The 13,590-nt window shown below is 43.2% G+C and carries 9 protein-coding genes; 1 reads left to right on the top strand and 8 read right to left on the bottom strand.

Annotated elements, in window-relative coordinates:
• Positions 1–869: 869 nt before the first annotated feature.
• Positions 870–1,961, top strand: a complete 1,092-nt coding sequence (locus tag BP74_RS21260; RefSeq protein ID WP_496377523.1) for a saccharopine dehydrogenase family protein — start codon at positions 870–872, stop codon at positions 1,959–1,961.
• Positions 1,962–2,112: 151 nt separating this feature from the next.
• Here the strand turns inward: BP74_RS21260 and BP74_RS21255 are convergent, their stop codons facing one another.
• The 8 genes from BP74_RS21255 to BP74_RS21220 form a co-directional block, all read right to left on the bottom strand.
• Entirely contained in the window at positions 2,113–2,544 is a 432-nt protein-coding gene (locus tag BP74_RS21255) for a T9SS type A sorting domain-containing protein (protein WP_496377521.1), read from the bottom strand.
• A 1,148-nt stretch (positions 2,545–3,692) separates the two neighbouring features.
• Positions 3,693–4,712, bottom strand: coding sequence for a hypothetical protein (locus BP74_RS21250; protein ID WP_496377519.1), 1,020 nt, complete (start codon positions 4,710–4,712; stop codon positions 3,693–3,695).
• A gap of 10 nt (positions 4,713–4,722) precedes the next feature.
• Complete coding sequence (locus tag BP74_RS21245) at positions 4,723–5,151, bottom strand: hypothetical protein (protein WP_496377517.1); 429 nt, start codon at positions 5,149–5,151, stop codon at positions 4,723–4,725.
• 432 nt (positions 5,152–5,583) lie between these two features.
• Positions 5,584–7,053, bottom strand: coding sequence for an MBL fold metallo-hydrolase (locus tag BP74_RS21240; RefSeq protein ID WP_496377515.1), 1,470 nt, complete (start codon positions 7,051–7,053; stop codon positions 5,584–5,586).
• A 9-nt stretch (positions 7,054–7,062) separates the two neighbouring features.
• A complete protein-coding gene (locus tag BP74_RS21235; RefSeq protein ID WP_496377513.1) occupies positions 7,063–9,060 on the bottom strand; it encodes a hypothetical protein in 1,998 nt (665 codons plus the stop codon).
• Between the two features lies 1 nt (position 9,061).
• Positions 9,062–10,363, bottom strand: a complete 1,302-nt coding sequence (locus BP74_RS21230) for a patatin-like phospholipase family protein (protein ID WP_496377511.1) — start codon at positions 10,361–10,363, stop codon at positions 9,062–9,064.
• Between the two features lie 638 nt (positions 10,364–11,001).
• Positions 11,002–11,631, bottom strand: a complete 630-nt coding sequence (locus BP74_RS21225) for a hypothetical protein (RefSeq protein WP_496377509.1) — start codon at positions 11,629–11,631, stop codon at positions 11,002–11,004.
• Positions 11,632–12,355: 724 nt separating this feature from the next.
• On the bottom strand, positions 12,356–13,336 hold the full coding sequence (locus tag BP74_RS21220) for an IS110 family RNA-guided transposase (protein WP_496377507.1): 981 nt from the start codon (positions 13,334–13,336) through the stop codon (positions 12,356–12,358).
• Positions 13,337–13,590: the final 254 nt, after the last annotated feature.

Genomic DNA, 13,590 nt, shown 5'->3' with positions numbered 1-13,590 from the left:
AGAATGTTCTCACTTGTGAAAAGAGGTGCCTTTTACGTGGATAACTACAAATTTGCAGCTTAAAAAGAATATAAATTTGGAGGTTTGGGAGAACTAGAATACAAAAGGTCTAGGCAAACGCGATGCTCCGCCGCTTTGCCGGGCCAGCGCACAACAGTCATTACTACTGGATGCGACATTCACTTTGATTACTTACTTTCCTTGATAGTTGAAGCTCACTACAGAGCACTAACAGTAGTTAGATCTAACACGTGATATGCGGAGAGGCTGAAGGCGCTGAATTGCGGAGGATAGGGTAACGACAGGCGGCGCAGGAATCGAATTTCCGCAATGAGGCGCTGGAAGAGGCTTTTAATTCGAGGTGTTTTTGCGTTGTCGTTGAAGTTAATGCTATTAGAAAGCTTCGTAGAGGGAGATTGCTTCCTCGCATGGACGTTTATATTCACCGAATGCTTTATCACGCTCATCGCAATGACGGTTATAATCAGGGGCTCCGCAATGAGGCGCTACAGGCAGGCTGAAAGATGCAAAATATTTGCAGACATTCCTTAGATTTTGAAGTTCAGGGGCAACTGGGACAATGGGGACAGGGATCATTTACTGAACTTACTTCTTTGTGCTTCTTAGTGCCTTCGTGTCTTTGTGGCCATTTATCCCTTTGATTTGTAGATGATACACATCTGCGAGAATGAATGGAGGTATGTTATAATTTAGCGCCAGAATGAATAAACTGCTTAATATTCATATTTCGTACATGGCATTCCTGCGGAGCGCCTGTGCGAATGTGCCCTGATACTTTGCTGATTACTTCTTAACACTACTTATAGTCAGGGACAGATTACGATTTTATTTACCAGAAAATTATTTACATGAAACATGTTGGTGTTATCGGCCTGGGAAAGGTGGGCTCTCTTGTTGGCACATTATTAAGCGAAATTTTTACTGTCACAGGCTTTGATCAGAACATACCGGTTGATGCTTTACCTTTTGATAGCATGGCGGGTGATGTTAGTAATCCGCATGAACTGAAAAACTTTTTGCATGGCAAGGATGCTGTTGTTTCCTGCCTTCCCTACAACCTGAACCTCCCAGTGGCCAGGGCTGCCTATGCACTGGGCATTCATTATTTTGACCTGACAGAAGATGTGGCCACTACTGCTGCTATTCGTCAAATGGCAGATACTTCTGCAGGCGTGATGGCGCCGCAATGCGGTCTGGGTCCAGGCTTTATAGGTATAGTGGGTGCCGACCTGTGCAAACGGTTTGATGCCATCCGTGATATTGAACTAAGAGTGGGTGCTCTACCGCGCTATCCAAATGGATTGCTGGGTTATTCCTTCACCTGGTCGCCGGCAGGTGTGATCAATGAATATATTAATGATGCTGAAGTGATTCATAATGGTGTGCGAAAAATGGTGCCTTCTCTTGATGGCATTGAAACAATCAATATTGAAGGACAGGAGTTTGAGGCTTTTTCAACTTCAGGGGGACTGGGCACTTTGTGTGAAACGATGGAGGGCAAGGTGGATACATTGAACTACAAAACAATCCGCTACCCGGGCCATGCGCAGCTGATGCGGTTCTTGATGTATGAACTGATATTAAAAGAAAGGAAGGCTATACTGGAACAAATACTTACGGAGGCCAAACCACCGGTGAAGGAGGATGTGGTATATGTGTATGCAGTAGTGGAAGGCTGGCAGCAAGGACAGTTGAAACGGGAAGAGTTTTACAAGGCCTACCATCCTGTGAGCATCGGCGGAAAGAAATGGAGAGCTATCTCCTGGACTACCGCGGCATCGATAGCGGCAGTGGTGGAAATGGTGGCGAAGGGCAGCCTGCCACAGAAAGGTTTTATTAAACAGGAACAGATAGCTTTTGATCAGTTCTTAAAAACGAAATGGGGAGGATTGTTTCAGAATGCTAAATTGGTTGCAGAACTGGAAGCTGAAATGAATTAGTAGGGTTATTTATTCGGCCCAAGGGCAACTGTTACATATTTATCAAACCAGGGAGGGAGCATAGGCTCCCTCTTTTATTGCAGGCTCTTTTTTGATCACTTCAAAATGATTCAGAGATTATTATTGACTGCAAAACTGGCACTGGAACATATCACTGGATGCGGATATCTTTTTCTATTTTTTCTTTGGATTGGATAACAAGCGTCTTTTCAATCTTTGTGAGGCCATTATTTATTTTCAGGTAGTAGGTTCCATCCTCAAGGGCGGACAAATTCAAAATACGGGAGAAATAGGGTTCCCTGGTGGACATTGACCATAGCACCTCATTTTCGGAGGTAAGGACGATACTTAATTTTCTTTCTTCTGCATTGGAAATCCATAAATGAATTTTTTCCTTTTGTTCCAGGGGTTGGAGGCTAATGCGAAAGCCTGGAGTAGTGGGGGTAATCTTTAACTGGACATTGATCTTATTGACGGGCTGTCGATCGGCAGCAAAGGCAAGATCCTGGCTGTTAGCTAAGTTGATACAAAACATGGCAGTGATGATGGCGATGGATGGTTTGAAGGTGTTGGGTGCTTTCATGATTTTTGTTTTTTATTTCGATACAAAAATCAGGAAGCCATATTGCCTTAATGTGAAGCGGGGATGAAGAAATTATGAAGGATGGCTTATTGAAATTGGAAAAGAGATATTGGTAATGCAGGTATTATTAATATGCTGCAAATAACACAGCATTTCATACGGATGCTTTTTTACTATAGCAGGATTTTTTATTACAAAAAAAGGGGTAAGTGAAAACCTACCCCGTCAGATGTTTCCTTTCAAAACGTATGAAATCTTGATACCTCTATATCAATATGACGGTTAGAAAGGAAAATAGTACTACTGAAAATGCGATAGCTCTGCTGTTTGCGGGTTGCGTATTTTAATGAGTGATTATTTTGTTGATCGATAGTACTTTAAAATGAGAGGGTCGTCATTATGGTAAGTAATGTGTGTCCCTTATTTATGGTGTTAGAGGGTATGTGAGAGCATACCCTCTTTTTTTTGTTGATGTTATTATTTGGGGTGGGGATTTTGCCTTCGGCAATTTTTTTAATTCCACTTTTTGCGTGTCCAAAAAGTGGAGCAAAAAGGACACCGCTGTCCCGCCATTGCGGGATCCGCGTATGCAGCGGAGGCCAACGCACAACGATCATAACTAAAAGTTGAAACATTCCCTTTATGTACAATCTTTCCTTTAAAGTGAAAGCTCACTACAGAGTGCTAACATTAATTAGATCGAAAACGTGATATGCACAGAAGCTGACGGCGCTGAATTGCGGAGGGTACGGTAACGACAGGCGGCGGAGGAATCGAATTCCCGCAATGAGGCGCTGGACGAGGCTTTAGTGCGGAGAGCTTTTGGGTTGTCGTTGCCTGGGGAAGGGTCAAAGTCTTTATTATTATTTGACAGGATTAGCATACTGCAGAATTGCGAAAGGTTACTTGTACTCCGTAGATGGAGATTGCTTCCCGCAATAAGCGGGACAGGTTGTCGCATAAGCATACTATTAACCGAAGCCTTTTACTAGCTCCGCGCAATGACGGACTAAAATACAGCTTCGTAGAGGGAGTGACCTTTCCCAAAATAACCGGGAAATGTTCCCATAAATTTTTTACCCACCAAATGGTTTCATTAGCTCATTTCAATGATAGTAACTTACCGAACGCTCAATGACGCCTGGATTTTACTTTTTAAAATTCACTGACAATAACCAATAGGTCTGCTTTGGAGTTCCGTCGATGGGGTTTGCGCCATCATTGTATGAAACACCAAGCGAAACATCATTATTATTAAAAGGAAAGAAATCCACTCCGGCTGTCAACAAGGGCATATAGTTTTCAAAGTTTGAATTATGATTGGCAAAGGATGATCTGCCTGTATAAGAAAAACTAAAGACAAACCGGGAAAGCCAGGTATTGCTTGGCATTTCCCTGGTGGTGCCCTCTGGCACTTCCTTATCAACCTCGGCCATTGCTTCTTTTAAAGTCTTGTTTTGCCAGACCTTAATGTCATAAAGGCTATCCAGTTTAATCTGTTTTATTTCATCCGTGCTAAATCTTGTTTTTTTCTTCACACGCACCTTTAGCGTAGTATTAAAATAAAACATGGCATCATAACCTTCCTTGCTTTTGCTATTGGCATCAAAAACCTTCTGGTATTCCAATCCTGCCTGTGGAAGGAAATAATAATCCACTATATGTGGGGTGGCCATGTAACCTCCTATGTGAATGAAGCTTGTAGATTTATACATTGGGTGCCAGTAATTAGTAGCAATAAATGAATGGGTTGTGTCAATGTAATTATGCATGTATTGAATGGAGGTTGAACCAAATATTGCGGTTGTAGGATACTCATTTATATCAATAAAATGTCCCACAGTAATTCCTAACTTATAATTCTTTGTTTTCTCATCTATGAGTGTATTACGGTTATACAGGAAAAAAGCAGTGCCAGATGTAATCACTCTACTCTTCTTTGTAGGCTTCACAAAATCGAACCCGATTCCTGCATTGATCAAATAAGAATTGCTGGTGTCTTTTGGAATGGTAAATGCAAAGGTGGCTGGATTATTGTCATCCTCTGTTTTCGATTCAAACGCCTTTGTAATAGTTACTTTTTTCCAAATGTTAGTTTGCGTGTGTCCAACGGCACCAAAACTCATAAAGAGCATACAACATGCTGCGTAGGTTAATGTCTTTCTCATAAGGATACAATTAATCAGTAGGTTTATCAGAAATTTTTTTCTCTACCAGTTTTATGCAATCTCTTACCTTTTCACAGGCATCTGTCTCTTCTTTGTCAATACTTAAGGAGGTATCATGGGTTTTCACTAATTTATTCAAGCGGTTTTGCAATAAGGTATATTCGTCTTCACCATAGCCAAGATTTTCTTTCAATCTTATAGTTACCTGCAAGTCATTTGGACTGGTGGTATAATCTCCTGCTATATATAGAATGACTCTTTTGGTTCGTATAGCCCAGGGCTCATTTGTATCATCTTCGAATTCTGTATTTTCCAAAAGAAAATGCGAAAGGTTTTTACTTCCGATTTTAAATGAGTGGTTTTCTTTTTCAAGCGATTTTAGTTTTGCATGAAGTTTTGCAAATTTTGATTCACTGATGCTTAGCATTTTTTTAGACATGATTGTTGGTTTTGGTTGTTTGGGATTGTTTTACATAAATAAGTTTACATCTGACGATTTGGTTTTTTTACCACATAGACATATAGATAGTTTTTAGTTTTTAGGTTTGAGATGCATTTTTATGGCTGGCATTTCTTCGGATCTAGTAACAAGGTTCGCAGGCTCACCTTATTTTTCACCACATAGGGCACAAAGGATTTCACATAGGCACATAGATAGTTTTTAGTTTGTTGTTTGTAGTTTGTAGTTTTTTAGGTTTGAGATGCATTTTTATGGCTGGCATTTCTTCGGATCTAGTAACAAGGTTCGCAGGCTCACCTTATTTTTCACCACATAGAACACAGAAGAGAACACATAGGCACATAAAATTTTTAAAGTATCCTTTGTGTTCCTTCGTGCCTTAGCGGCTTTGTGGCAATCCTTTCCTTCCGGCTAGGCTTTGACGGTGAATTGGATGTATAATTCTTCTTTTTGGGTTGCTTTTTCGAAGGCTTCTCTTTCTTTTTTGGTCATGGCTTCCTGGGCTTCTTCAATTTTTTCGGTGATGGAAACTTCGTTGTGAAAATCATAATAGATGTCATCTTCCCTCAGGATCAGCAAACGGCCTTTTGTTCTCTCTAATAATTCTTTGACTATGGCCCGGTTGGGCATGGTGCTTTTCCAGCCTTTACAAATAATATTATAGTCCAGGGTGGCCATGGCAACCAGGTCTTTATGCTTCATCATCTCAAGGCCTAATCTTTGGGCCGTGCCGTTATGACTTAAATGATGCGCTACCTTGTAAAAAACCGTCCGGTTTAACAGATCCTCCACAAATGGAGTGACTCCATCCCTACCCTTCTGCCCCCAATCGATATTGTGCCAGCTGGCCCAACTGCCATATTCTGCATCGCCGGGGAATAACATGACCCTGCCGCTGTCTTCAAACTCAATGGCAAGAGCGAGGCTGAGGTTATTGGTCAATCCATTCATGCGCAATGCAAAGCTGCCTGCACTGTATAACCAATCGTAATCGATCTTGCGCCAGTCTGATTTCTCATATTCCTGCTGTACACCTGCGGGTTGATCCATGGAATAATATTCATCGAAAGGCAAGAGCCGGTGTGTCTCAATATCATCTCCATTCATATTAATCACTGCTGCACCGAAGGCACCGGATTTTTCCAATTCATTATTATGCTTATAACTTTCACCTATACCTCCTGTTTCTTTATCTACATCTTCATACAACGTGGGAGGACCAAGTACATAGATCTTTATACCAGGGGCTTCCTCAATATCTGAAATGATATCACCTGGCTTAAAATACTTTACTGCTGCTGCATCAATATCGTTTTTGACGACTTCCATGCCATCGAGACCGCCTTTGTACATATTCATATCATCGGTAGACAAATGCAGGTCGGCAAACTGTGTGACAACTTCTACATAGTTCTTCCGCGCTTCCATGGCCTGCACACCAAAACGTGTTTCAGCAAACTGCTTTTTATAGTCATCACTTTCCAGTGCGTCCTGCAGGTGACGGGCTGCCAGGCCGAGTGCCATTTTATGTTCTCCATATTTTTCCTTCCAGTCCTTTACTTTTTTAATGCGGTCATTTTCTGTCCAGCCCAACCAAAGCTCTCCTACCTCAAAATGTTCCGTAAAGAGTTCCTTGCAAACCTGGAAGGCATAAACATGGTCTTTGTGCTCGTGCGTGACCACAAGAACATCTATCTTATCTCCCAGGTATATTTTCAAATTCTCTATGTATTTGGTTATATCCTCCGCTTTGCCAGACCAGACTCCGGCATCTATGAGCATTTTAAAACATACCTCATCTCCATTTAAAAATTTCAGAGCGAAGCAATCCCCGGTACCCATGCGGTACATACGAACCTGGACATTTGTTATTGCTGACATAAGATTTGATTAATGAGTGTGTAGAAAAGCAAAGGGTTCATTGAAATAATTTTTGAGACCAGTGCCAAAATACAGGCTGTGCTCACTGAGGCCTTCCAGTCCATCCTCTGTCTGGTATTGGTACTGTTTCAGAATCCTTCCAATGTTCAATGCCTGGCGGCCCTTGGTTAACTGATCCGGGCAAAGAATAGGTTTGGCAATGGCATATTTTAAGCGCAAGCTGTCAAGATCAAAGATCATGGTGCATCCACCCCAGAATTCAAAGCCATTGGCAGGAGGTTTTTTTGTATCATCCGGAACATAGGAAGTCACCTGGTCGTCGTTAACAATAACTCCTGCCCGCTGAATGAGGTTGAATACAATATGATTGATCTGGTTGCCTTCGGGTCCACTTCGGGAAACCAGGCGGAGGTTTTGCACCCTGAATGAAGGACCTTCTACATTTTGGTCATAAATGTGCGAAGTGCGTACGCCAAAATTTTTCCAGTTGTAATTGAATACCAAACCCGTGAGCTTTTCAAATTCGGAGATATCTTCAAATTTGAAATAGATCCTTTTGTGCAGCCCTTTTATAGTATCGGTTCCCCTGATATATTTCCGGGAGATGTTATAGATCTGTTCTCTTTCATTTTCATAAATAACATCATTGCGGTATTCCCTGAGGAATTTTATAATGATCAGAAAGAGTTCCCTGGTCTCGTGTTGCAAGATAGGCTCGCATTTATAGCGCAGGCTTTCTTCGCTTAAGGATTTGATGCCTTCGGGGTAGATGCCCCGGCGCCGGAATGCATCGATAAAGGCCAGTCTGTAGTCGCGGCTGTCGTCAGTGACCAGGTCGGAATCGGCAGTGATGATGGCACGCAGGTACTCGCCGAAAGTGATATCTACCGGGGGACAATAGTCCAGCGCCCTGATACACATATTGAGCACATGGCCTGCAGACTTGGAAGCTTCTGCAGCGAGACGATTGACAAGGTCCGGGTGTAACTGGCCCTGTGGCAGAACTCCACTGCCGTTGGTGGCAATGCGCAAGAGGTCAGCCACCCTTCGTTTATAGATAGTGGTGAAGGCTTCGAAAACGGCGGCTACGAGTATGCTTCCCCGGTCGTGGGGCTCCATGACAGTGCGGTAGTGGTCAGGGTTGGGCTTTTTGGGTTTCCATTCTTTGGTTACCTGGTCAACTTCGCCGATGGCATCTCTGAGGCTGCCATAGCTACCGATGGCGGCACCAAATTCCTGCGCCAGTTTGCCCAACAGATTCTGGCTGGCAAGGTCGCCCTTGGTCTGGGCAATCTGGTGCTTGAGCACTTCGGGGAAGGTAAAATGCTGGAACAGGGCTACTATATCTGCAAAGGCTTCATGGAATGCCAATACATCGGGGTTTGTGGGATCATTATAGTAATAATGCATTCCATCAAGAATGGCATGCGTGGTTTCATGGGCAATGATATCGTGGCTTAAACAGGTGAAAACAAGAGAATCAGGCATGAGCACATTATCGACCGGCGAGGATGAGAAGTACCCAAACAATAAGGACTTCTTTTGGGGACTGTAGTAGGCATTGGGCTCGCGAAGTGCATGGGGATAGATGCGCAATTTATGTACGTACTCTTCAAATTTTTCACCATCCTCCAGCAGGCGTGGTGCCCAGAGGATTTTTCTTCCCAGTGCTTTTTCAAAATTCTTTATGGTGGTCATGGCCACGGCATATACCATTTGCTGGTGGAACTGCGGATTGCTTTCGCTGGCTTCCAGACCATCCTGGGCGAGGATATAGGAATCGTTTAAATCGACCGGTTTATAAAACTTGTTGATGGTGGGATCGAAATCAATGACTTCTATGTATTCTCCGGAAGGCCCGGGATCGAGCTTCTCCCATTCTACTTTATAGGTGAGGCTATTGATCTCCGCTGTGTCTAACTGCAATGAGAGCGATGGATCAAAGGCATAGCCTTTCAGTTTGCGGAAGGGAGGTTTTTTAACGGGTATGCTTTCTTCTGGTTGCATATTAACTGGTTAATTGTGGGCAATATAATTTTACCTGCAGCTCGGTTAAATTGGCTGCATGGCGAATGAGGCAATCTGTTCTTTCTTTTGATAAATTAGTGAGGTTGGTGCCTGTACCCCGGGCAAGCTCCCATTCTTCTTTTGTAAGGTTTCTTTTTAAAACTTCGGCATACCCCGTGCGAAGCTCCAGGTGCTTTGTTATCTCCTTTTCAAAACATTGGGGGTATGCTATCCATTCATCTTTGAGGCCATGGGCATCTATGACGCTCCGGAGTACCAGTCCCTTTTTCATATTATCTACGAACCCCGGAATAAGGCGCTGTATGCACCAGCCCAGGGAGAAATACGCGATGGGTTTGTTTTTCTCCATGACATTCTGGTAGATGTGTTCTACCATCTGCATAGTCTTGATACGATACATGAATACATCTACGGTGCGCATGAGCAGGGCGATGGTATTGTGAAATGAAATCTTCGGTCCTAACCCTCCACCGGCATCGGAGGTGATGATGATATCGCATTCATAACTGCTTAAGTGTTGTGTGATCTTCTGGATGCCCTGGTTATCGTATACACCGCCATCGACAAGCTGGGGGTTGATTGTCCCGAATTCCTCCTTGTTTTTATAGAATGCTTTATCAATAGTGACAGGCGTAAAGGCAAAGGGTACACAGGTGGAGGCCATGACGGCGCGGGCTATGGGGAAGTCCTCATGCTTGAATAGTATGGGTGGCTCCCTGAATGAATAGGTGGAGTCGGCCATTTTCTTTTGCGAAAAAGTAAAGGGCCTGCCTGTCTGCAGGTTGCTGGAGCCGATGGCGAGCAGCGGTTGCTTATTGAGATCGGCTAGGGTTTTATTATGGTATAAAAACTTATCGTAGGCTTTTTCTACATCTATGCTGATGGTGAAAATGAAGAACTGATACTTGAGTAATAAGAAGATAGTCAGTACAAAAGTTAGTATGGATAAGGGTGCCCAGGGTGTAAAGAGCAGGTAAATGGTAATGCCAAGGAATACTATCAAAAACAAAAACAATTGCAGGAAGCTGCGCGAGGTGAGCACTTCCTTAATGATGTTTTTGGTCATGAGCTGACCGGCCATGTAGTTATGAAACTCAGGGTAATCTCCCTGGTGTAGGCAATAGGCAGCGCCGGTGATGGATCCCCCGGAAATGGTTGATAGCACATCGACCTGGGAGAGCAGTCCCATTTCGTGGAGTTTTTGTAATGTGCCGAGGTGGAAGGCGGCAGCCCTGTAGCCTCCGCCGGACAATGCAAGCCCTATTTTTTTGCCATCTTTCATGCAGTTGGTTTTGAATGGTCAAGGGTGCAGGATGGTTGTTAAGGGTTATTCTAAGGTAAGGATGATGGTGTGTTTTTTCAAGGGTAAAACACGGTGATTGGGGCGTTTTTTCACGGGGTGGATGAGGGGTGAAAGGTCGGGAGAAATGTTTTACGGGGGATCCGTAATTGTACGGAGATGGATGACGTATAGAATGAGGGGATTTGGGGGATTTTGTTGGTGGATGATTTGATTGGAAGGTTTTGCCTTCGGCAAGTTTTTATATGTCACTTTCTTTGCTTGCCCAAAGAAAGTAACCAAAGAAAAGGCACCGCTGACGCAATTGCTCCGCATGCGCAGCGGGGGTCCGCTGCACAACAACCAGAACTACTGGTTATTAGATGCACTATGATTATAGTTCTTCATTTACAGTTTGTACGGTTCCTTCTGGTTTAGCATGCTTTATATCGAAGACGTGATATGCGGAGAGACTGAAGGCGCTGAATTGCGGAGGACAGAGGGCAGAGGAATCGAAAACCCGCAATGAGGCGCTGGAACAGTCCTTAGTTCAGAGAGTTTTTGGGTTGTCGTAGCCTTGGTGAAATGTTAAAGGGTTTATATCCCCCAAATGACATGGAGGTTGCCGTGGGAATAATTATTTAGTCTGAATTGGAAGGTGTTTCGTAACCCACATGATTTAATTTCCAGTCGAGGATCAATGTTCTGTCGGGGTAGTGTAATTTGATGTACTTATTACCTTCTAAGCTGAAATGAGAGGGATCCTGGAATGTAAATTTTTTCTTCCAGATCATAGCTCTGGCATTAAGGTCAAACATAAGCAACACACTATGATCTGGAGTATTGCTGTTGCAGGTTTTATATACAGCAAACTTACCTGTTGGCGAGATGCCGTTAGTCACCAGACTGGCCCGAAGCGATTTTTTTATCAGCAGCTCTCCATTTTCAGTAAAAGCATAAGCTTTGCTTTTTGTATCGGAGGTTAACAACCAGTCGTTAAGAATAAAATTGCCATTGTTAGCCACTTTTCCATGGTGAGGTCTTTCAATTTGTCCAATAAATATTAGTTCATTGTTTTTTATAAGGAAATAATATCCTTTTCCAGAGGTTCGGTGGCCTCCTATTCCATTTACCGGGTCTCCATCGTACCAAGCGAGGATGTAATCCTTATTGGCAGATTTTTCATACTCGCAGAAAAATATAATGTCGTTTATTTTTAGTGAGAGCCAAGTTTCGTCATTGACTTCTAATGTTACTGACGTGATAGGCATATGGGTTGAAAGATAGTATAAATGGGGATTGATGGTAGGGCCTTGGCAGGTTTTTATTTTGCTTTTTAGCTTGTGCAAATAGGAACTTATAAGATGCAACTGCACCAGAGTTGGAAGTTGAAAAAATTTAAGGAATAATGTGAATCGCATTTAATTAATGTTTAAGGTTATGATTATTGCCTTGGGCAAGTTTTTATTGTCACTTTCTTTGCTTGCCCAAAGAAAGTAACCAAAGAAAAGGCACGCTGCCATAAACGCTCCGCGTATGCAGCGGGGCCAGCGCACAACGATCTTTACTAATGGATGTAACAATCATTTTGAATACAGTCTTTCCTTGACAGTGCAGGGTTTACTATCGTTTGTAAAAATCAACAGTTCGAATACGTGATATGCGGAGAGCTTGAAAGCGCTGAATTGCGGACATCACGGTAACGATAGTGGATAGAGGAATCAAATATCCGCAATGAGGCGCTTCAGGCATGTTTTAGTTCGTGGTGTTTTTGGGTTGTGATGAAGTTGAGGTGATTATGGTGCTTCGTAGAAGGAGATTGCTTCCCGAAATAATCGGGACAGGTTGTCGCATAAGCGAACAACTAACCGAATGGTTTTTCAAGCTCATCGCAATGATGGAGTGAAATGGAGACTTCGTAGAGGGAGATTGCTTCCTCGCATGGACGTTTTTATTCACCGAATGGTTTTTCAAGCTCATCGCAATGAACTGTGTTCAAAAACAAATATTTTTTTGATAGTTTTCCTGGTAGGGGCAGTTATGAGTAGCGATGGCAAATGCTTGTTTGAGCAGTTTATTCGCCACCGCAATCAAGGCCAATTTCGTAGCCTTGCCTCTTTGGATTAAGCGTTCATAGAGAGCTTTACATGTCTTATTGCATTTAATAGCGCTCCACGAGCACATGTACAGCAACGCCCGTACTCTGCTCATGCCCATTTTGCAGATGGGCGCTTTGCCTTTTTTCTTTCCCGAATCATAGATGCGGGGGCTAAGTCCTACATAGGAACAAAGCTGCCTGACATTTTCAAACCGGGTAAAGCCTCCGCTAATTACAATGAGCATAAAAGCGGTTTTCTTTCCCAAGGCTGGTATGGAGGTGAGATTCTCAAGAAGTTCTCCATGATAGCGCTCAATCAGGCATTGCATTTTGGCTTCTACCTTTTGGAGTTGATTTTCAACTTGCTCAACCAGTTTTTGCAACAAACGCCTGGTATCATTTTGCAGCCCGCCACTGCACTCAAAGGCGTGTAGCTGATTGGTAAGGGCGGCGTGGTGTTTGGTGAGTTGTACCAACACACCGTCCAATTGCTGAAGGGTGATTACATAGCTTTTAGGAGGGATCCACTCCTTTGGAGATTGGTCTTTACAAAACTGAGCCAAAAGACCTGCGTCCTTTTGGTCGGTTTTGGTTCTGCTAAGTTTCATCTTAGCATAGTGCTTGATCACTAAGGGATTGACCACACTGAGTAAAAAACCTTTTTTATGCAGGTAAAAGGCCACTCTTAGGTAATAAGGACCGGTTACCTCCATGACACAATGAGTGCGTCCGGTCAGCCACTGACTAAGGGCTGAAAAGCCGGCTTCATTGTTTGAAAACTGCCTGGTGCGGGCTGTGCCCTCAAGGCTGTTGAGTAGACATACATCCAGGGTGTCTTTGCTGACGTCAATGCCTGCAAAACTTCTTAGCTTTGTCATACCACATAAGTTTACATTGTCAGGCAGAAGAAAAAATTACTGCCACGCCTTATCAATCCTTTATACAGGCTCTTTCAGGCCTAAGGAACTGTCCAAGGTAAAAGCAGTAAAGGAAGAAGGGATTAGCATTGCGAACGGTCTTTCTGACCCATGACGGAGACTTAATCTGATTCCTCCTTCCTCTTCTGTTTGAAATAAGGTTAACACTACAAAGTTCCTCACATCAATTCTCTCTAACAAACATAGGATGACGG

The organism is Flavisolibacter ginsengiterrae DSM 18136, from assembly GCF_059568575.1.
This window is presented reverse-complemented; position numbering and strand designations above follow the sequence as displayed.

Excerpts from the sequence above, each read along its gene's own strand:
- BP74_RS21260 (WP_496377523.1), top strand. The coding sequence starts at position 870 with ATGAAACATGTTGGTGTTATCGGCCTGGGAAAGGTGGGCTCTCTTGTT.
- BP74_RS21255 (WP_496377521.1), bottom strand. The coding sequence starts at position 2,544 with ATGAAAGCACCCAACACCTTCAAACCATCCATCGCCATCATCACTGCC.
- BP74_RS21250 (WP_496377519.1), bottom strand. The coding sequence starts at position 4,712 with ATGAGAAAGACATTAACCTACGCAGCATGTTGTATGCTCTTTATGAGT.
- BP74_RS21245 (WP_496377517.1), bottom strand. The coding sequence starts at position 5,151 with ATGTCTAAAAAAATGCTAAGCATCAGTGAATCAAAATTTGCAAAACTT.
- BP74_RS21240 (WP_496377515.1), bottom strand. The coding sequence starts at position 7,053 with ATGTCAGCAATAACAAATGTCCAGGTTCGTATGTACCGCATGGGTACC.
- BP74_RS21235 (WP_496377513.1), bottom strand. The coding sequence starts at position 9,060 with ATGCAACCAGAAGAAAGCATACCCGTTAAAAAACCTCCCTTCCGCAAA.
- BP74_RS21230 (WP_496377511.1), bottom strand. The coding sequence starts at position 10,363 with ATGAAAGATGGCAAAAAAATAGGGCTTGCATTGTCCGGCGGAGGCTAC.
- BP74_RS21225 (WP_496377509.1), bottom strand. The coding sequence starts at position 11,631 with ATGCCTATCACGTCAGTAACATTAGAAGTCAATGACGAAACTTGGCTC.
- BP74_RS21220 (WP_496377507.1), bottom strand. The coding sequence starts at position 13,336 with ATGACAAAGCTAAGAAGTTTTGCAGGCATTGACGTCAGCAAAGACACC.